This is a genomic window from Pantoea sp. Cy-639, from assembly GCF_011752525.1.
In the GTDB taxonomy this organism is placed as follows: Bacteria; Pseudomonadota; Gammaproteobacteria; order Pseudomonadales; family Pseudomonadaceae; genus Aquipseudomonas.
The window spans coordinates 242,307-262,266 of record NZ_VWXI01000004.1 but is presented as its reverse complement, the minus strand read 5'-3'; the positions used below and the strand labels follow the sequence as shown (position 1 = coordinate 262,266).

Sequence of the window (19,960 nt, the reverse complement as noted above, 5' to 3'; positions counted from 1 at the left end):
GGAAGATTTCAGGAAGGCAGAAAAAACAAAAGGCCCATTCAATATGCGAATGAGCCTTATAAGTCCCGTAAAACACGGGTAAAAATGGCGTCCCCTAGGGGACTCGAACCCCTGTTACCGCCGTGAAAGGGCGGTGTCCTAGGCCACTAGACGAAGGGGACGTAACCTTCGTGCCGATCCGCCTTCGCGAACCGCGGCAAAATTGGTGGAGCTAAGCGGGATCGAACCGCTGACCTCCTGCATGCCATGCAGGCGCTCTCCCAGCTGAGCTATAGCCCCGGATTTATAGCCTCGCGGCCCAGCGACATGTGTAACATCGCTTGTGTGAAACTGGCGTCCCCTAGGGGACTCGAACCCCTGTTACCGCCGTGAAAGGGCGGTGTCCTAGGCCACTAGACGAAGGGGACGAACCTTCTTACCTTCAAGACCCGGTTGCTGGACCCGGTCTTGCTTACCGGCCATGCCGTTAAGCGGAATTTGGTGGAGCTAAGCGGGATCGAACCGCTGACCTCCTGCATGCCATGCAGGCGCTCTCCCAGCTGAGCTATAGCCCCACAATGTCGCGCTGAACCGAATCGCTGGCTGGGTGCCTGGCGTTTCGTTTTCGTTCATCGCTGTGGACGGGGCGCATATTAAGAGCGGATTGCAAGGCTGTCAAACGAATTTTTGAAAATATTCAAAAGTTTTTTCACAGATAACAATCACTTACCGCCCTGCCCCGCTAAGCCGGAGCGCTTCGCCCCTGCAGAGGCGGCCTTGTGTCGTGAAAGGGCCGCAAAGCAGCCCTGGCGTTTTGTGCACAAAGGCAGATAACGCAGGGACCGCTGCGCGGCCCCTGGGCGACGAAAGGCTGTCAGGCGATGTTCGCCAGCAGCTTTTCCCACTCCTTGTTTTCTTTCTTCGACACGCCGCCCAGCAGATCCAGCGCCTGGCGCAGGCGGTAACGCGTAAGGTCAGGTCCCAGGATTTCCATGGCATCGAGCACCGATACCGAACTGGCCTGGCCGGTGATGGCGGCGAACATCAGCGGCATGGCGTCACGCAGCTTCAGCTCCAGCGCCTCGACAACGGCCTGGATGCAGCCGGTGATGCGATCCTTCTCCCACTGGCGCAGGCTTTCCAGCTTCCACAGAATCAACTGCATCACCTGGCGCACCTGATCGGCGGACAGCTTCTTGCTTTCGAACAGCTTGGCATCGAGCCTGAGCGCGCCTTCGAAGAAGAAACCACCCAACGGGGCGATCTGGCTGAAGGTCTCGACCCGTCCCTGAACGTGCGGAGCGATCTTCATCATGTAGTCGCTGTTGAACGCCCACTTCTGCACGCGCGCGGCGAACTCTTCCACCGGCAGCTCACGCAGCCACTGGCCGTTCAGCCACGACAGTTTCTCGATGTCGAAGATCGGACCACCCAGGGAAATGCGCGACAAGTCGAAGTGCTCGACCATTTCAGCCAGGGAGAACTTCTCACGCTCGTCGGGCATCGACCAGCCCATGCGGCCGAGGTAGTTGAGCATCGCCTCGGGCATGAAGCCCATGCGCTCGTAGAACGTCACCGAGGTAGGGTTCTTGCGCTTGGACAGCTTGGACTTGTCCGGGTTGCGCAGCAGCGGCATGTAGCACAGCTTGGGCTGCTCCCAGCCAAAGTACTCGTACAGCTTGATCAGCTTGGGCGCCGACGGCAGCCATTCCTCGCCACGCAGGACATGGGTGATGCCCATCAGGTGGTCGTCGACCACGTTGGCCAGGAAGTACGTCGGCAAACCGTCGTTCTTCATCAACACCTGCATGTCCATGCGATCCCACGGGATCTCGACATCACCGCGAAGCATGTCCGGGACCACGCAGATACCTTCGCTCGGTACCTTCATGCGGATCACGTGCGGCTCACCGGCGTCCAGGCGACGCTGGACCTCCTCGGCGCTCAGCAGCAACGCGCGGCCGTCATAGCGCGGCGTCTCGCCGCGGGCCATCTGCTCGGCGCGCATCTGCTCGAGCTCTTCGGCGGTACAGAAGCAGTAGAAGGCGTGGCCAGCGTCGACCAGTTCCTTGGCGTACCTGGCGTAGATCTCGCCACGCTCGCTCTGCCGATACGGGCCATGCGGGCCGCCGACATCCGGGCCTTCGTTCCATTCGATGCCGAGCCAGCGCAGGGCGTCGAAGATCTGCTGCTCCGACTCGCGGGTGGAGCGCAGCTGGTCGGTGTCTTCGATACGCAGGATGAACTCACCGCCGTGCTGCTTGGCGAAGCAGTAGTTGAACAGGGCGATGTAGGCGGTGCCGACATGGGGGTCGCCGGTGGGCGACGGCGCGATGCGCGTGCGAACGGTGGTCATGGTGAGTCTCGAACGAAGATTGAAACAAAGGCGGGATGTTAGCAGGGAGCGGGCACCGGGCTCCAGCAATGGCGCTATCGTCACTTGTGACGGCATCGGACGCCGCTGTTAAATTTGCTTACATTTCTGGAACGACAGCCCCATGCCTGCCCAACTCAAACGTCGCCTGCTGATCTTCATCACCCTCGTGCTGTTGGTGGGCCTTGCCTTCCTTGCCCACTGGTATTTCAAAGGCCGCTTCTACGAAAGCACCGACAACGCCTACGTGCAAGGCGAAATCACCCGCATTTCCAGCCAGCTCGGCGCACGTATCGAGCAAGTCCGTGCCCAGGACAACCAGCACGTGAACCAGGGCGACCTGCTGGTACGCCTGGAAGCCGCCGATTTCGAGCTGGCCCTGGAGCGTGCCCGGGCCACCCTCGCCACCCGCGAGGCTGAACGGGTGCAGGCGCAAAGCCGGCTGACCCAGCAAGGCAGCCTGATCGCCGCCGGCCAGGCCCAGGTGGCGGCCAACCAGGCGACCCTCGACCGCTCGCAACTGGACCTCAATCGCGCCCAGGCCCTGCGCAAGCCCGGCTTTGTCTCCGAGGAACGGGTCACCACCCTGTCGGCAGAAAGCCACGTCGCCCGCTCGCAGGTGGACAAGGCGCAAGCCGATCTCAAGGGCCAGCGCCAGCAAGTCGACGCCCTGACCGCCGAACTCAAGCGCCTCGACGCACAGATCGCCAACGCCCGAGCCGACCTGGCCCAGGCCGAGCTCAACCTGACCCGCTGCGAGATCCACGCGCCGATCAGCGGCACCATCGGCCAGCGCAGCGCACGCAACGGTCAGGTGGTGCAGGCTGGCGCCTACCTGCTGTCGATCGTGCCGGACCAGGATATCTGGGTACAGGCCAACTTCAAGGAAACCCAGATCGGCAAGATGCGGCCAGGCCAGCGTGCCGAACTGCTGTTCGACAGCTATCCCGACACCCCCATCGAAGGCCGTGTCGACAGCCTCTTCGCCGCATCCGGCGCTCAGTTCAGCCTGCTGCCACCGGACAACGCCACCGGCAACTTCACCAAGGTGGTGCAACGCATTCCGGTCAAGCTGACCTTCACCACCGACAATCCGCTGCGCGGTCATATCCGTCCCGGCATGTCGGTCACGGCCACGGTCGACTTGCGCAGCGGGGATACCGACCACGATGGCCGGTGACGCACTCCTGCGGCCCACCGCAGAGCCAAGCCGGCGCGACTGGATCGCGGTGATGAGCGCGATGCTGGGGGCGTTCATGGCGGTCCTCGACATCCAGATCACCAACGCCTCGCTCAAGGACATCCAGGGCGCGCTGTCGGCGACCCTGGAGGAAGGCTCGTGGATTTCCACGTCCTACCTGGTGGCGGAGATCATCATGATTCCGCTGACCGCCTGGCTGGTGCAACTGCTGTCGGCACGCCGCCTGGCGGTCTGGGTTTCGCTGGGCTTTCTGGTGTCCTCGCTGCTGTGCTCGATGGCCTGGAACCTGGAGAGCATGATCCTGTTCCGTGCCCTGCAGGGTTTCACTGGCGGCGCGCTGATCCCGCTGGCGTTCACCCTGACCCTGATCAAGCTGCCCGAGCACCACCGCGCCAAAGGCATGGCCATGTTCGCCATGACCGCCACTTTCGCGCCCTCCATCGGCCCGGCCCTGGGCGGCTGGCTCACCGAGAACTGGGGCTGGGAATACATCTTCTACATCAATATCCCACCAGGGCTGCTGATGATCGCCGGCCTGCTGTACGGCTTGGAGAAGAAGCCAGCGCACTGGGAGCTGCTCAAGAGTACCGACTATGCCGGCATCGTCACCCTCGGCCTGGGCCTGGGCTGCCTGCAGGTGTTTCTTGAAGAAGGACACCGCAAGGACTGGCTGGAATCGAACCTGATCGTCAGCCTGGGCAGCGTGGCCCTGCTCAGCCTGGTGCTGTTCGTGATCCTGCAACTGTCACGGACGCATCCACTGATCAACCTGCGCATTCTCGCCAACCGCAACTTCGGCCTTTCGAGCATCGCCAGCCTGGGCATGGGGGTGGGCCTGTATGGCTCGATCTACCTGTTGCCGCTGTACCTGGCACAGATCCAGAACTACAACGCCCTGCAGATCGGCGAAGTGATCATGTGGATGGGGGTGCCCCAGCTGTTCCTGATCCCACTGGTGCCGCAGCTGATGAAGGTGATCCCGCCCAAGCTCCTGTGCGCCCTGGGCTTCTGTCTGTTCGGGGTGGCCAGTTTCAGCTCGGGCGTGCTCAACCCGGATTTCGCCGGCCCGCAGTTCAACCAGATCCAGGTGATCCGCGCCCTCGGCCAACCGCTGATCATGGTGACCATCTCACTGATCGCCACCGCCTATATCCAGCCACAGGATGCCGGGTCGGCGTCGAGCCTGTTCAACATCCTGCGCAACCTCGGGGGTGCGATCGGCATTGCCCTGCTGGCGACGCTGCTGGATGCGCGCACCCGGGCCTACTTCGACTACCTGCGTGAAGCGGTGGTGCCGGGCAACCCGCAGGTGGCCGAGCGCCTGACGCAGCTGGCCGAGCGGCTGGGCAGCGACAGCGCCGCACTGGGCAAGCTGAGCGAGATCACCCATCAGCAGGCCCTGATCATGGCCTACAACGACGCCTTCCACTTTGTCGGGATCGGCCTGGCAGTGAGCATGGTGGCGGTGTTATTGACACGCAAGCTGCCACAGGGGTTGAAAGCCGGGGAAGCCCATTGAGGCGGTTTCGATCCAGCGGGGACGGGCTTGCCCTGCGATGGCGGTGACCTCAGCATCGCCATTCGCCGGACACGTCCCTCGTCATCTGGTAACGGCAAGCGTTGATCAACTGGCGATCAGCCGTTCACGCAACTTGCCGATTTCGTCGCGCAATTGCGCCGCAGCCTCGAACTCCAGGTCGCGAGCGAACTGGAACATTTTCTCCTCCAGTTGCTTGATGCGCTTGGTGATCTCGGCCGGGCTCTGCAGTTCTGCCTCGTAACGCCCGGCCTCTTCCGCCGCCTTGGCCTGCCCCTTGCGCTTCTTGCTGCGGGCACCCGGCACGGTGGCGCCTTCCATGATGTCGGTGATGTCCTTGACCACGCCCTTGGGCACGATGCCATGGGCGATGTTGAAGTCGACCTGCTTGGCCCGACGCCGCTCGGTCTCATCGATGGCACGCTGCATGGACCCGGTAACGTTGTCGGCGTAGAGGATCGCCTTGCCGTTGAGGTTACGCGCGGCGCGGCCAATGGTCTGGATCAGCGAACGTTCCGAGCGCAGGAAGCCTTCCTTGTCGGCATCGAGGATGGCCACCAGCGACACCTCGGGCATGTCCAGGCCTTCACGCAGCAGGTTGATCCCCACCAGCACATCGAAGGTACCCAGACGCAGGTCGCGGATGATCTCGACCCGCTCGACGGTGTCGATGTCCGAGTGCAGGTAGCGCACCCGCACGTCGTGATCGGCCAGGTAGTCGGTGAGGTCCTCGGCCATGCGCTTGGTCAGGGTGGTGGCCAGCACCCGTTCGCCCAAGGCGACGCGCTTGCCGATTTCCGACAGCAGGTCGTCGACCTGGGTCAGCGCCGGGCGCACCTCGACCTGCGGGTCGACCAGGCCGGTCGGACGCACCACCTGCTCGACCACCCGGCCGGCATGCTCGGCCTCGTAGGGCCCCGGGGTGGCGGAGACGAAGATGGTCTGCGGGCTCACCGCCTCCCACTCATCGAAGCGCATCGGCCGGTTGTCCAGTGCCGATGGCAGGCGGAAACCGTACTCCACCAGGGTTTCCTTGCGCGAGCGGTCGCCCTTGTACATGGCGCCGACCTGAGGAACGCTGACGTGGGATTCATCGATCACCAGCAGCGCGTCTGGCGGCAGGTAGTCGTACAACGTGGGCGGCGGCGCGCCGGCCGGGCGCCCGGACAGGTAGCGCGAGTAGTTCTCGATGCCGTTGCAGTAGCCCAGCTCGAGGATCATCTCCAGGTCGAAACGAGTGCGCTGCTCCAGGCGCTGGGCCTCAACCAGCTTGTTGTGCTTGTGCAGGTACTCCAGGCGGTCCTTGAGCTCCTCCTTGATACCCTCCACCGCCTCGAGCAGGGTTTCGCGCGGGGTGACGTAGTGGCTCTTGGGGTAGAAGGTGAAGCGCGGCAGCTTGCGGATCACCTCGCCGGTCAGCGGGTCGAAGGCGGCGATGTTCTCGACCTCGTCGTCGAACAGCTCGATGCGAATGGCCTCGAGGTCGGATTCGGCCGGGAAGATGTCGATCACGTCGCCGCGCACGCGGAAGGTCGCACGGGCGAAATCCATCTCGTTGCGGGTGTACTGCAGGTCGGCCAGGCGGCGCAGCAAGGCACGCTGGTCGAGCTGGTCGCCACGGTCGACGTGCAGGACCATCTTCAGGTAGGTCTCGGGGCTGCCCAGACCGTAGATGCACGACACGGTAGTGACGATGATCGCGTCGCGCCGCTCCAGCAGCGCCTTGGTCGCCGACAGGCGCATCTGCTCGATATGGTCATTGATCGACGCATCCTTCTCGATGAAGGTGTCCGACGAGGGCACGTAGGCCTCGGGCTGGTAATAGTCGTAGTAGGAGACGAAGTACTCGACGGCGTTGTTGGGGAAGAACGCCTTGAACTCGCCATACAACTGCGCGGCGAGGGTCTTGTTCGGCGCCAGCACCAGGGTCGGGCGCTGCACCTGCTGGATGACGTTGGCGATGCTGAAGGTCTTGCCCGAGCCGGTCACCCCGAGCAGCGTCTGGTGCGACAGCCCTGCGTCGATGCCCTCGACCATCAGGCGAATGGCCTCGGGCTGGTCGCCGGCCGGCTGGAATCGGGTGACGAGCTGGAATTCGGACATGACGGACCTCATGGATGGCGCGGCAACTGTAAATTTAGCCAGTAGTCTATACCCAAATGCGCCCGCCGGGCGTGGCTTTCAAGCCCAACCTGCAAGCGCTCATTGCAATGGACCGGGCAATTCGACCAATGGTCGAAAAATATTTGCGCAAACAGCCGGAAAAGCTGCGCCAGACTGTCGCAGTGACCGGTCGGTATCACTATACTGACTCCCCGTTTGCGCACCGCTTCAGTGCCTTCGGCTGGAGCGTGGCGACCCCTATCACTCTCCTATCAGAGCCAAGGTAACAATGAGCCTGTTTTCCGCTGTCGAGCTGGCACCCCGCGACCCCATCCTGGGCCTCAACGAAGCATTCAACGCCGACACCCGCACCGACAAGGTGAACCTGGGCGTGGGTGTGTACTGCAATGAGGAAGGCCGCATTCCGCTGCTGCGCGCGGTGATCGAGGCAGAGACCACCCGAGCTGCCCAGCACGCCTCCCGCGGCTACCTGCCGATCGACGGCATCGCCCAGTACGACCAGGCCGTGCAGAAGCTGATCTTCGGCGCCGAGTCGCCGCTGCTGGCCGCCGGCCGCGTGGTCACCGTGCAGGCCGTCGGCGGTACCGGCGCGCTGAAGATCGGCGCCGACTTCCTCAAGCGCCTGCAGCCGGGTGCCATGGTGGCCATCAGCGACCCGAGCTGGGAGAACCACCGCGCGCTGTTCGAAAGCGCCGGTTTCCCGGTACAGACCTACCGTTACTACGACGCCGCCAGCAATGGCGTCAACCGCAGCGGCATGCTCGAGGACCTGAACAAGCTGCCGGCCGGCTCGATCATCGTCCTGCACGCCTGCTGCCACAACCCGACCGGCGTCGACCTGACCCTGGACGACTGGAAGAACGTGCTGGAAGTGGTCAAGGCCAAGGGCCATGTACCCTTCCTCGACATGGCCTACCAGGGCTTCGGCGACGGCATCGCCGAAGACGCCTTCGCCGTGCGCCTGTTCGCCGAGTCGGGCCTGGAGTTCTTCGTCTCCAGTTCGTTCTCCAAGTCGTTCTCGCTGTACGGCGAGCGCGTCGGCGCCCTGTCGATCGTCACCGCCTCGAAGGACGAGAGCACCCGCGTGCTGTCGCAGGTCAAGCGGGTGATCCGCACCACCTACTCCAACCCGCCGACCCACGGCGCCAGCATCGTCGCCGCCGTGCTCAACAGCCCCGAACTGCGCCAGATGTGGGAAACCGAGCTGGCCGAAATGCGCACCCGTATCCACGGCATGCGCAAGCAGATGGTCCAGTTGCTGGCCGAATACGGCGCCAACCGCGACTTCAGCTTCGTCGGCCGCCAGGTCGGCATGTTCTCCTACTCGGGCCTGACCGTGGAACAGGTCGCGCGCCTGAAGAACGAGTTCGGCATCTATGCTCTGGACACCGGCCGCATCGCGGTGGCTGCGCTGAACCAGAGCAACATCCACGTGGTCACCAAGGCCATCGTCGAAGTGCTGTAACTGCTTGATTGTCCGAGGGAAGCTTGACTTCCCCCGGACGATCGGTAAGATACCGGCAGATTCCGCGATAGCTCAGTCGGTAGAGCAAATGACTGTTAATCATTGGGTCCCTGGTTCGAGTCCAGGTCGCGGAGCCAGACATTGAAAAACCTCCAGATGCGCAAGCACTGGAGGTTTTTCGTTTGCGTCCCCGCCCTTGTTTTCCGACTGCCCTGAACTATCGTCTGCGGGCGCATCCTGCGCTTCGATGACAGACAGGGAGTCAACATGGACACCATCCAATCGGCCCAGCAAGCGGTCGAGCTCGTCGCCAACCAGGCAATCCTCGCCAGCCAGCAAGGTACCTTTGCGGTCGGCGGCTGCATCATCGACAACGCCACCGGCAAGGTGCTGATGGCCATGCACAACAATGTGCTGATGCCCTACCCCGGCAGCACCGTGCAACCACCCTTCCTGCCCCACGATCCGACTGCCCATGGCGAGCGGCAACTGGTGGACTGGTACTTCGCCAACCGCGAGCGCCTGCACCTGCCGGCACCGGACAAGCTTACCGTAGTGACCACGCTCGACCCCTGTGCCATGTGCGCCGGCTCGCTGCTGAGCGCAGGCTTCAACGTGGCAGTAAGTGCCATCGACACCTATGCCGGGATCAACTACAACAGCCAGTTCGACTTCCCGACCCTGCCACCGACCGTGCGCCAGAAGGCACAAGCCAGCTGGGGCTACTACGCGGTCGCGGCGCCAATCAACCGCGCCTACCAGGGTGCCGCCAGCGGACCGGCGTTTGCCGGTTGCGGCGTCGATGCCGCCGCCTTCAGCCTCACCGGATCGATCTTCGAGGCCAGCGTGTCGAGCGTGCGCGCGGCCAGCAACAACAGCGGCCTGCCACCGGAGCAATTGCACAACCCCGCCACGCTGCCCGCCAGCAGCAAGGTCCGCCAGGCCCTGACGGCGCTGAGCCCCTGGAGCCTGGAAGTCACCTGTGCCAACCCACGCATGCCCGGCCCGGAACTGGCGCCGGCCCTGGTCGATACCGCCGACCAGGCCGACACCCCGAATGCCGTGGCCCTGCTTGACCCCTTCGGCAACCTGCTGGCGTGCCTGGGCGGCATGGAGCATCAGTCGCCAATCCGCACCGCCTTCATGGAGACCACGCGCGGATACGCCGAACTGCGCTGGAAACTGATGAATGACAACGACCCGCAGGTTCGCGCCCAGGCCGCGCAGTACCTGACCCATCCCAAGTACGGCACCTTCGTGTTCCTGCGCATCCCGGACCCGAACACCAGCGAGGCGGTGATGACTTTCGGTGCCTACGGCTCGACCATGGAAGGGCCCGTACCGCAATCGTTCCCTTCCAACCTGCAGTACGTCCTGCTGCCCCCGGGCGTCACCAGCCAGGCCGTGGCCGACCTGGCGCAGAAGCTGCCGCCGTTCTACACCACGAGCGTGCAGGTTGCGCCCAGCCAGGTACTGGACGCTCGCTTGATCAGCGCCGTGCAGGCCAAGCGCTAAGGCTCAATGGGACAGGGGCTCGGTAACAGGCAGCCCCTCGTCCACCAGACTCCAGACCAGCAGCCTGGCCGGCTGGGTCTTGCTGGCATTGCGCGAGATGCTGTGCACGGTACCCGGCGCCTCGTACCAGAACTGGCCAGTCGTGTAGGTCTTCTCGGCCTCGTCGTTGAGCTTCGAGGTGACCGCACCGTCCAGTACATAGGCCATCACCGCGCCGGGGTGTTGATGGGCCGGTGATGCCTGACCCGGACCATAGCTGACCGTGAGCATCACCGCTTTCTTGCCAGGGGCGTTGGTGGGCAGTTGTTCCTGCAGGATCTTGACCTGGTCGGGTGTATCGCCGTGGGCCCAGGCCAGCGAAAACGGGGTCAGCATGCTGATGGTCAGCAGCGTGGCAGGTAGGCGCATGAATTGCATCGGGTTTCTCCTGATTGGCATCTGCCTTCAGGTTAGGCCCAGGCGCGTCAGGGAAAAACGGCCAATTCGGCGAAAAACCGGGAGGCCGCCTACAGGCCGCAGCTCAGGCGTCTGGCCCGATCGGGTAGAACTCGCCCCGGCTCCATACCCCGAGCCACTCGACCCCGTCGATGACCCGCGGTACCGCCAGCTCGACCAGTTGGTAGAACACATTCCGATGGATCAGCGCCTCGAGGTTGCCGCGCATCCGCACATAGGGCGACGGCTCCTGGGTGACAGGATCGATCTCGACCCGCAGCGGATTGCCCGGCCCGGCTTCGACCTGGTCCTCGACATTGCTGGTGAAGCGCAGCACTTGCTGCTCACCCTGCCCCAGCACCTCCAGCAACACCGCGACGAACGGCGCGTCGTCGACACGGATGCCAACCTTCTCCACCGGCGTGACCAGGAAGTAGTCGTCACCATCACGACGAATGATGGTGGAGAACAGACGCACCATCGGCTTGCGCCCGATCGGCGTGCCCAGGTAGTACCAGGTGCCGTCGCGGGCGATGCGCATGTCGATGTCACCGCAGAAATCCGGGTTCCACAGATGCACCGGCGCCGGCCCCTTGTGTGCGGGAATCTGCGCCAGCAGATCGTTGGCCTTGCCCGAATCGGTCATCTCACCCTCGCTCAGCGACTCATGCCCAGAAGGCTACGAGCGTACTCGCGCATCGGGGCGGCAAGCAAATCCTGGGGAGTGTTGTCGTGGAACGTCAACAAACCGCCGCGGCTTTTGATCCGCGCGGTGTCGATCAGGTAGCGGGTACTGGTCTCGATAAGCATCATCTGCACCACGCCGCTGTCCCAGCCCAGGCGGTCGACCGCCTGTTCGTCATACCATTCGTCGCCATTGCCGATACGGTCGTCGGTACGGGCGAAGCGGGTGTACAACACGTAGTCGGCACCGACCGAGCGGGCTTCGGCGATCGCCTCCTCCAGCCCCAGCGGCGCCTTGGCCCGGCGAACCATCGGGAAATACTCGACAAAGCTCTTGAAGGCCTCCTCGGCCACTGCGTTCTGTCGCGGCACCGGCCCCTTGCCTGGCGGCACGAAGGCACCCTGGCCGATGAAGATGAACGAGTCGGGCTGCAAGCGGATCGACAGCGTCCGGGTGGTGTCACTGTGATCGAGCAAGCCCGCGTCACTCATGTGGTAACGGACGCCTTCGCCCATATCGCTGACATTCATGCAGCCGCCCAGCGCCATAAGCGCCAGCAGCAAGACCAGGCTACGCATCTTTCCTCCAGAGGCCGGTGACGAAAAACCGGCGAACAGCCGCCAGATGCAGCTTTTGCGCCAGAATCAGCCGCCGATCACCTTCATCACCATCACATCACCGGAAAACGCCACATCCTGCTTGTCCGCCAGGGCCTTGACCAACAGGCGCTGCAGCGCTGGCAGCGCCTGGTGACGAGGCTTGTCCAGCAGATCGCCGACAAAGTGGCGGCTCCCCGAAGAAAGACAGCCGTGCAGCCACCCGGTGGAGGACAGGCGCAAGCGTGAGCAAGCCCGGCAGAACGGCACGCTTTCGTTGGCGATCACCCCGAAATGCCCCTTGCCGGGAATGTGGTAGCGCAAGGCCGTGGCATCCAGCGGGCGCGGCGCCTGCTCGAAAGCATGACGCTCGCCAATCAACGCCAGCAAGGTGTCGAGGCCGACGAACTGCTCCAGGAAAGCCTTGCCGTCACGGGCGAGGTGGCCCATGCGCATCAGTTCGATGAAGCGCAACTCGTAGCCATGCTCGAGGCAGTAGTCCAGCAGCGGCAGCACCTGGTCGAGGTTCTGCCCGCGCATCGGCACCATGTTGACCTTGATCGCCATGCCGGCAGCACTGGCCTGCGCCATGCCCTGCAGCACGCAGGCCAGGTCGCCGCCCCGGGCAATGCGGCGAAACGCCTGGGGGTCGAGGGTATCGAGGGAGACATTGAGGCGGCGAATACCGGCATCGCGTAGCAGCGTCAGCTTGCGCGCAAGCAGTTGGCCGTTGGTGGTCAGGCTGATCTCTTCCAGCCCCAGGCGAGCCACAGCCTCCAGAAAGGCCGGCAGCCGCGGACTGACCAGCGGCTCGCCACCAGTGATACGCAACCGTTCGATACCGGCCGCCTCCACCAGATACGCCACCCCCTGTGCCAGCGCATCAGCCGAGAGCTCGTCGTGAGCCGCCACCAGGCGCTTGCCGTCGGGCACACAGTACGTGCAGGCATAATTGCAGGCGGCAGTCAGGCTGACGCGCAGGTTGCGAAAGCGCCTGCCTTGACGGTCGACGATCATGGTGACTCCGGCGTGGAAGAATCGGGCCGGCGAAACCTGACTCATAAATCAGGTTTTTGCAAGCCCTGCCGGTAGAGATGACGCATTTGGGCAAGTGAATTGCTCTGCGGGTGCCGGGCCTACCTCAGTTGGTAGGCTCCGGGTCGCGCTTGCGCTTGTTGCCCATGCGCACGCCGATATCCATGAGGAACTGGAAGAAGCCCTCCTGATCCTCCAGCACATTGCTCCAGAACGGCGAGTGATAGAGCGCCACCGCGCCATGCACCAACGCCCAGGCGGCGCAATAGTGGAAGTACGGCGGCACGTCCTCGAGCTTGCCTTCGCTGATCCGGCCCTTGATCAGTTGCGTGAGGCGATCGAAGTTGGAAGCACGGATGCTGTGCAACTGCTCGACCATTTCCGGCACCTGGTTGCCCTTGACCACCTTCTCTTCCAGGCGATCGAACAAGCGATAACGCTGCGGATCGCGCATGCGGAACTCGAAGTAGGCGCGGGACAAGGCCTCCTTGTCGCGGTCGACGTCAGCCGAATGCAACAGCTCGTTCAGGTCGCGCTCGTAATCGAGCATCAGGCGCAGGTAGATCTCCGCCTTGGACTTGAAGTGCTTGTAGATCGTGCCTTTGCCGATGCCCACGGCGTCGGCGATCATCTCGACGGTGACACTGTCTTCACCCTGTTCGAGAAACAGCTTGAGCGCGGTGTCGAGGATCTCTTGCTCACGACGACGAAACTCACGGACCTTACGAGGTTCTTTCTGCATAGGAAGGACTGGGATGACGATCGAAGCGGATTATTATGCCTAAGTGACGGCAAATTGCACGGATCTTCCACCATGTCTCTATTTCATGATGAGTTCGACCAGGCACCGTGAGGCTGTACTGCCTGGGCCACGCGGGCATCGCCCCGCGGCCCCGCCACCTCAGGCCAGCACGCAGCGATCGTATCCATCGAGCACAGGACAGCCAAGGCATCGCCTGTATCCTGCGCGCTGCTGGGGTGCGATTTTACCTTGTTCCAGCGCGGTTCAGCACCTGATCGATACAGCGCTGTACAAGATGCGACAACCTGCCATGCGCTGAATGCCCTATGGATCTCGGGGGTATTCCAAATCTGTTTAAAAAACGACCAACACAGGCTGGCGGGGTGCCGATCCTGGCCAATACTTGAAGTGTTGGCGCGGCGCATACCCCCCAAGTGGCGCGCCAATAAAGGTACCCACGGACCGTGTACCTTTGTTTTACTCCTAATGGTCTTAACCCGGATTCCCCCCCCAGAACCCGGGTTTTTTTTGCCCGGTTCGGGGGACAACGGGTCATGCAGGCCAGGCGCAGTGCACCCGGTCAACCGCGACACATCGGTACAAGTGGCTCAGGTCACCCGCGCCAGAGGGAACAGGCGCTTGAAGTTGGCAGTGGTCTGTTCGGCCAGCTGTCCGTAACTCACCCCACGCAACGAGGCCACGTACTCGGCCACTTCACGCACGTACTGCGGCAGGTTCGGCTTGCCACGGTAAGGAATCGGCGCCAGGTACGGCGAGTCGGTCTCCACCAGCAGGCGGTCGGCGGGTACTTGGCGGGCCACCTCGCGCAAGGCATCGGCATTACGGAACGTGACGATCCCGGACAGCGAGATGTAGTAGCCCAGGTCCAGCGCCGCGCGGGCCATGTCCCAGTCCTCGGTGAAGCAGTGCAACACCCCGGCCTGCGGCAGACTGGCCTCGCGCAGCAGCGCCAGGGTGTCCTCGCGCGCTGCACGGGTATGCACGATCACCGGCTTGCCGGTCTGCCGGGATGCCTCGAGGTGCAGACGGAACGACGCCTGCTGCAATTCGGCGGCCTCCGGCTCGTAGTGGTAATCCAGGCCTGTTTCGCCGATGGCCACCACATGCGGGTGGGCCAGTTCACGCAACAACCACTCCAGCGCTGGCGTCTCGCCCGGCGCCAGGTCGAGCGGGTGCACGCCCACGGAACAATCGACATCGGCATAACGCTCGCTCAGCGCCTTTACTGCACCGGCGTTCTCGGCACTGATGCCGATGCACAGGAAGTGCCCGACCCCGCGCTCGCGAGCCGCCTGCAGGGCGGCATCGAGGGAGCCCTGATGGGCGCTGAGGTCAAGACGATCGAGGTGGCAATGGGAATCTACGAGCATGGGAACACGACACACATGAAATGACGGTGGGAATCAGCGCATGCCCGGTAGCTGCACCCAATGGGTGAGCATGGCTTCGAGCAACAGGACACGGTTGAGGTTGGCTTTGCCGAGAACTTTCTGGCGCTGCTCGAGAATCCACGCCTGGACCTCCAGCACCTTGGCCTGGCGGCTCTTCTGCGCCAGGTACTGCAGCACCTTGCGCATGTCGGCCAAGCCTAGCCCGTCCTCGTCCTGGGTCAACTGATAACGCAGGACCAGGTGCGACCAGTCGCAGAACCAGTCGAACAGCAGCAGCAACGGCACGTCTTTCCAGGCCTCTGCCAGCTGACTTGGCGATTGTTGCTGCTTGAGCAGTTTCTTCACCCCGTCCGTGACCAGCGCCCGCTGCTCACGAACCCCTTGCTCCTGCAGGCTCACGGCCATCAGCGGCGAGCCGGCCGCCAGGCTCAGCAACTCCTCGCGCTCGTCCTCAGCGGCCTCAGGCAGCGCGTCGGCCAGCCAGGCCCGGCTCTGGGCCTGGCTCGGCTGTGGGCAGGCGACCTGCTGACAGCGGCTCTTGATGGTCGGCAACAGGCGGCTGGGCTGGTGACTGACCAGCAACAGCACGGTATCGCCGGAAGGCTCTTCGAGGCTCTTGAGCAAGGCGTTGGCGGCGTTGATGTTCATTGCCTCCACCGGCTCGATCAACACCACCTTGCGCCCACCCAACTGCGCGGTCTGCACCACGAACGACACCAGGTCGCGGACCTGGTCGACCTTGATCGGCTTGTCGGCCTCTTCCGGCTCCAGCACATAGTTGTCCGGATGGCTGCCTGCCTTGAGCAGCAGACACGCCTTGCACTGGCCACAGGCATCCAGGCCCTGAGGCTGCTGGCAGAGCAGGCGCGCCATCAGCCGTTCGGCCAGGGCGCGCTTGCCGATGCCCTGCGGCCCATGCAACAGGTAGGCGTGGGCATGCTGGCCGCGACCGGCCAACTGCTGCCACAGCCCCTGCTGCCAGGGATAGGCCTCAGCCACGGCAACGCTCCAGGATGCCAGGCACCAACGCATCGATGGCCAGTTGCACCGCCGCCAGCGGTTGCGCGGCGTCCAGCAGGCTGTAGCGCTGCGGTTGCCGTGCGGCACGCTGCAGGTAGGCTTGGCGTACCGCCTCGAAGAAGGCCTGGCCTTCCTGTTCGAAGCGATCCAGGCGCCCACGGGCGGCCGCACGGGCCAGGCCGACTTCCACCGGCAGGTCGAAGACCAGGGTCAGGTCGGGGCGCAGTTCGCCCTGGACGAATGACTCGAGAATCGCGATGCGCTCCACCGACAGCCCGCGACCACCACCCTGGTAGGCATAGGTGGCATCGGTGAAGCGGTCGCACAGCACCACCGCGCCGCGCGCCAGGGCCGGACGAATGACCTCGGCCAGGTGCTGGGCACGGGCCGCGAACATCAGCAACAGCTCGGTGTCGGCCGCCATGAGCTCATCACTGGGCGCCAGCAGCAGCTCGCGGATCCGCTCGGCCAGCGGCGTGCCGCCCGGCTCACGGGTCATCACCACGTCGACGCCCTGCTCGCGCAGGCGCGCCGCCAGGTACTCGCGATTGGTGCTCTTGCCCGCGCCTTCGGGGCCTTCCAGGGTGATAAACAAACCGCTCACGGGCGTTCCTTACTGTTTGTCGGGTACCGGCACATCGGCCGGCACGGATTCATCGGTGTCCGCAGGCGCCGGCCCCACGCCGGGCGGCTCGCTGGTCTCGGCCGGCTGGGCCTGTGGCGCCGGGCTGGAACGGTAGTCGGCACGGCGCTTGAGCTGGAACTCGCGCACGGCGCTGTTGTGGTTGTCCAGGTCGTCTGAGAACACATGGCTGCCATCGCCGCGGGCCACGAAATACAAGCTGCTGCCATCGCTGGGATTGAGCGCGGCATGGATCGCCTCGCGACCGACCATGGCAATCGGCGTCGGCGGCAGGCCGGTCATGGTGTAGGTGTTGTAGGGGGTCGGCTCGCGCAGGTCGGCACGGGTGATCTTGCCGTTGTAGCGCTCGCCCATGCCATAGATCACGGTAGGGTCGGTCTGCAGCATCATGCCCAGGCGCATGCGGCGCACGAACACCCCGGCGATCTGCCCGCGTTCCTGGGGAATGCCGGTTTCCTTCTCCACCAGCGAGGCCATGATCAGCGCCTGGTAGGGATCGCGGTACGGCAGGTCGGTGCTGCGCTCGGCCCACTCCTTGGCCAGCACTTCCTCCAGACGCATGTATGCCTGCTGCAACAGCTCGATATCGCTCATGCCGCGCACGAAGCGGTAGGTATCGGGGAAGAAGCGGCCCTCGGGGAACACCCCGGTATGGCCGAGCTTGTCCATCACCTCGCTGTCGGAGAGACCATCGAGGGTGTGCTTGATCTTCTCGTGCTTCGCCACTGCGGCGCGTACCTGACGGAAGGTCCAGCCCTCCACCAGCGTGAGGTTGTACTGCACCACGTCGCCACGCTTCCAGGCGTCGAACAGCTGCCCCACGGTCATGCCGGGGGTCAGGCGATACTCGCCGGTATGCAGCGCGGTGCCGGCCATGTTGAAGCGCCAGTAGAGGCGCAGCCATACCGGATCGTCGAGCAGGCCTTCGCCCTGCATGCGATAGAACATACGGTTGGGGGTGGTGCCCGCAGGCACCTCGAGCAGGCGCTCCTGCTCCATTTGCAGCGGCTGCTCGAGCACCGAGCCGACCTTCCAGGCAGCCCAGCCCAGTGCCAGGCCAGCGAGGATCAGGCTCAGTTCCAGCAACAGCAGGAATTTGCGTCTCACGAATCAGGTTTCCAGTAGCGTACGGGCAACGGCCTGCAGTTTACGGGTGAGCGGTCCCGCCGACCAGTTCAGTACGGTGAATTCGCGCACTGGCCAGATGCCATAGACACTGTTGCAGACAAACACTTCGTCAGCCTGCTCCAGATCTGCCAGCGCCAGGTCACGCACTTCGACCGCGATACCCAGCCGGCCGGCCTGCTCGAGCAACGCACCACGCATCACCCCGGCCACGCCGCAACGCTTGAGGTCGGCAGTCAGCAGCGCGCCATCGCGAACCAGGAACAGGTTGCTGTAGACCCCTTCGACCAAACGGCCCTGGATGTCACGCATCAAGCCTTCGGCATAGGCGCTGTCCTGCCATTCGGCGCGCGCCAGGACCTGCTCCAGGCGATTGAGGTGTTTGAGACCCGCCAGCCGCGGTTGTTCCGCAAGACGGGTTTCACAAGGAAACAGGCGCACACCTTGTTCGGCATGCTGCGCAGGATAGGCAGGCAGTGGACCGCCTTGCAGAAGGCGCCGGGCTGGCGCGCCGGCGGCCGGTGCGTAACCACGCTGGCTGTCGCCGCGGGTAAGGATCAGCTTGGCCACCCCTTCGCCCAGCAGGCTGGCGTAGCTCAACAGCTCGTCGCGAACCACCTGCATGTCGACTTCGATCGCCAGGCGCCGACAACCCAGCGCCAGGCGTTCGAGATGCTGCGTCAGCAGGCTAGGCCTGCCGCCACGCACGGCGATGGTCTCGAACAGACCATCGCCGTAGGCCAGGCCGCGATTCTGCAGGTTGACCGCAGTCGCTGGCTGGCCATCGATCCAGCTGTGCATCAGTCGACGAACCGACGGAATACCAGCGAACCGTTGGTGCCACCGAAACCGAACGAGTTGGACAAGACCACGTCGATCGGCATGCTGCGTGCCTGGTGCGGCACGAAGTCCAGATCGCAGCCTTCATCGGGCTCGTCCAGGTTGATGGTCGGTGGCGCCATCTGGCTGTTGATGGCCAGCACGCTGAAGATCGCCTCGACCGCGCCGGCGGCGCCCAGCAGGTGGCCAGTCATCGACTTGGTCGAGCTGACCGCCAGCTTGTAGGCGTGCTCGCCGAACACGCGCTTGATCGCCGCGACTTCAGCGATATCGCCAGCAGGCGTGGAAGTGCCATGGGCGTTGATGTAGCTGACTTCCTGCGGCTGGATGCCAGCGTCGCGCAGGGCATTGGCCATGCAACGGGCCGCGCCTTCACCGGAGTCGGGTGGCGAGGTCATGTGGTAGGCATCGCCGCTCATGCCGAAACCGACCAGCTCGGCATAAATGGTCGCACCGCGTGCCTTGGCATGCTCGAGCTCCTCGAGCACCAGCGCACCGGCACCATCGGACAGCACGAAGCCGTCGCGGCCCTTGTCCCACGGACGGCTGGCACGGGCCGGCTCGTCGTTGCGGGTCGACAATGCCCGGGAGGCGCCGAAGCCGCCCATGCCCAGACCGCAGGCGGCCATTTCGGCACCACCGGCGATCATTACGTCGGCTTCGCCGTACGCGATGTTGCGCGCGGCCATGCCGATGCAGTGGGTGCCGGTGGTGCAGGCGGTGGCGATCGCATAGTTCGGTCCCTGCAGACCCAGGTGGATCGACAGGAAGCCGGAAATCATGTTGATGATCGAACCCGGCACGAAGAACGGAGAAATGCGGCGCGGCCCCTGCTCATGCAGGGTGCGGCTGGTCTCTTCGATGTTGGTCAGGCCGCCGATGCCCGAGCCCATGGCCACGCCGATGCGCTCGCGGTTGGCATCGGTGACTTCCAGGCCGGCGTTGCGCACCGCCTGGAAACCGGCCGCCAGGCCGTACTGGATGAACAGGTCGAGCTTGCGGGCCTCTTTGGCCGACAGGTACTGCTCGACTTCGAAGCCTTTCACCGAGCCGCCAAAACGGGTGGAGTAGGCAGACAGATCCGTATGTTCGATCGGACCGATGCCACTGCGGCCAGCCAGAATGCCCTGCCAGGTGCTCGGTACATCGGTACCCAGTGGCGACAGCATACCCATACCAGTGACCACGACGCGTCTACGCGACACAGTACTCTCCTCATTTCCAAATTACAG

Annotated in this window: 17 protein-coding genes and 5 tRNA genes; 5 read left to right on the top strand and 17 right to left on the bottom strand. The window is 63.9% G+C overall.

What is annotated here, in order from left to right:
• Positions 1-85: 85 nt before the first annotated feature.
• The 5 genes from F3J43_RS07520 to gltX all read right to left on the bottom strand — a co-directional run bounded on the left by F3J43_RS07520 (position 86) and on the right by gltX (position 2,335).
• Positions 86-161: transfer RNA gene (locus tag F3J43_RS07520), tRNA-Glu, on the bottom strand.
• A gap of 42 nt (positions 162-203) precedes the next feature.
• Positions 204-279, bottom strand: a tRNA-Ala gene (locus F3J43_RS07515).
• A 52-nt stretch (positions 280-331) separates the two neighbouring features.
• Positions 332-407, bottom strand: a tRNA-Glu gene (locus F3J43_RS07510).
• A 71-nt stretch (positions 408-478) separates the two neighbouring features.
• Positions 479-554 (bottom strand) — tRNA-Ala (locus F3J43_RS07505).
• 299 nt (positions 555-853) lie between these two features.
• Positions 854-2,335 carry a glutamate--tRNA ligase gene (gene gltX / locus F3J43_RS07500; protein WP_166884280.1) on the bottom strand — a complete coding sequence of 494 codons (1,482 nt, stop codon included), beginning with the start codon at positions 2,333-2,335 and terminating at the stop codon, positions 854-856.
• Between the two features lie 142 nt (positions 2,336-2,477).
• Here gltX and F3J43_RS07495 point away from each other — a divergent pair, with 142 nt between their 5' ends.
• A complete protein-coding gene (locus F3J43_RS07495; RefSeq protein WP_166884278.1) occupies positions 2,478-3,533 on the top strand; it encodes an HlyD family secretion protein in 1,056 nt (351 codons plus the stop codon).
• A gap of 52 nt (positions 3,534-3,585) precedes the next feature.
• A complete protein-coding gene (locus F3J43_RS07490; protein ID WP_205297696.1) occupies positions 3,586-5,073 on the top strand; it encodes an MDR family MFS transporter in 1,488 nt (495 codons plus the stop codon).
• Between the two features lie 105 nt (positions 5,074-5,178).
• On the opposite strand, the gene uvrB is transcribed toward F3J43_RS07490, so the two are convergent.
• Positions 5,179-7,194, bottom strand: a complete 2,016-nt coding sequence (gene uvrB, locus F3J43_RS07485) for an excinuclease ABC subunit UvrB (protein WP_166884273.1) — start codon at positions 7,192-7,194, stop codon at positions 5,179-5,181.
• A 295-nt stretch (positions 7,195-7,489) separates the two neighbouring features.
• Between uvrB and F3J43_RS07480 the strand changes: the two genes are divergently transcribed.
• The 3 genes from F3J43_RS07480 to F3J43_RS07470 all read left to right on the top strand — a co-directional run bounded on the left by F3J43_RS07480 (position 7,490) and on the right by F3J43_RS07470 (position 10,195).
• Positions 7,490-8,680, top strand: a complete 1,191-nt coding sequence (locus F3J43_RS07480; protein ID WP_502706600.1) for an amino acid aminotransferase — start codon at positions 7,490-7,492, stop codon at positions 8,678-8,680.
• Positions 8,681-8,741: 61 nt separating this feature from the next.
• Positions 8,742-8,817, top strand: a tRNA-Asn gene (locus F3J43_RS07475).
• Positions 8,818-8,947: 130 nt separating this feature from the next.
• On the top strand, positions 8,948-10,195 hold the full coding sequence (locus tag F3J43_RS07470; RefSeq protein WP_166884269.1) for a cytidine/deoxycytidylate deaminase family protein: 1,248 nt from the start codon (positions 8,948-8,950) through the stop codon (positions 10,193-10,195).
• Between the two features lie 3 nt (positions 10,196-10,198).
• On the opposite strand, the gene F3J43_RS07465 is transcribed toward F3J43_RS07470, so the two are convergent.
• The 11 genes from F3J43_RS07465 to fabF form a co-directional block, all read right to left on the bottom strand.
• The gene (locus tag F3J43_RS07465; protein ID WP_166884266.1) at positions 10,199-10,612 is read right to left on the bottom strand and encodes a cupin domain-containing protein; all 414 of its coding nucleotides are present in this window, start codon (positions 10,610-10,612) and stop codon (positions 10,199-10,201) included.
• Positions 10,613-10,715: 103 nt separating this feature from the next.
• The gene (locus F3J43_RS07460; RefSeq protein WP_166884264.1) at positions 10,716-11,276 is read right to left on the bottom strand and encodes a DUF1285 domain-containing protein; all 561 of its coding nucleotides are present in this window, start codon (positions 11,274-11,276) and stop codon (positions 10,716-10,718) included.
• Between the two features lie 11 nt (positions 11,277-11,287).
• The gene (locus F3J43_RS07455; RefSeq protein WP_166884261.1) at positions 11,288-11,893 is read right to left on the bottom strand and encodes a DUF4823 domain-containing protein; all 606 of its coding nucleotides are present in this window, start codon (positions 11,891-11,893) and stop codon (positions 11,288-11,290) included.
• A gap of 66 nt (positions 11,894-11,959) precedes the next feature.
• Positions 11,960-12,928 (bottom strand): GTP 3',8-cyclase MoaA, encoded by a 969-nt coding sequence (locus F3J43_RS07450; protein WP_166884259.1) that lies wholly within the window; start codon positions 12,926-12,928, stop codon positions 11,960-11,962.
• Between the two features lie 124 nt (positions 12,929-13,052).
• Positions 13,053-13,688: a TetR/AcrR family transcriptional regulator gene (locus F3J43_RS07445; protein WP_016485495.1), complete on the bottom strand. Its 636-nt coding sequence runs from the start codon at positions 13,686-13,688 to the stop codon at positions 13,053-13,055.
• A 608-nt stretch (positions 13,689-14,296) separates the two neighbouring features.
• Entirely contained in the window at positions 14,297-15,079 is a 783-nt protein-coding gene (locus F3J43_RS07440) for a TatD family hydrolase (protein WP_166884257.1), read from the bottom strand.
• 33 nt (positions 15,080-15,112) lie between these two features.
• Entirely contained in the window at positions 15,113-16,099 is a 987-nt protein-coding gene (locus tag F3J43_RS07435) for a DNA polymerase III subunit delta' (RefSeq protein WP_166884254.1), read from the bottom strand.
• Positions 16,092-16,724, bottom strand: coding sequence for a dTMP kinase (gene tmk / locus F3J43_RS07430; protein WP_166884252.1), 633 nt, complete (start codon positions 16,722-16,724; stop codon positions 16,092-16,094). The genes F3J43_RS07435 and tmk overlap by 8 nt, the downstream gene beginning before the upstream one ends.
• A gap of 9 nt (positions 16,725-16,733) precedes the next feature.
• A complete protein-coding gene (gene mltG / locus F3J43_RS07425) occupies positions 16,734-17,870 on the bottom strand; it encodes an endolytic transglycosylase MltG (RefSeq protein WP_166884250.1) in 1,137 nt (378 codons plus the stop codon).
• 3 nt (positions 17,871-17,873) lie between these two features.
• Positions 17,874-18,689, bottom strand: coding sequence for an aminodeoxychorismate lyase (gene pabC, locus F3J43_RS07420; protein ID WP_166884248.1), 816 nt, complete (start codon positions 18,687-18,689; stop codon positions 17,874-17,876).
• Complete coding sequence (fabF, locus tag F3J43_RS07415; RefSeq protein ID WP_166884244.1) at positions 18,689-19,933, bottom strand: beta-ketoacyl-ACP synthase II; 1,245 nt, start codon at positions 19,931-19,933, stop codon at positions 18,689-18,691. Before fabF ends, pabC begins: the two co-directional genes overlap by 1 nt.
• Positions 19,934-19,960 lie beyond the last annotated feature (27 nt).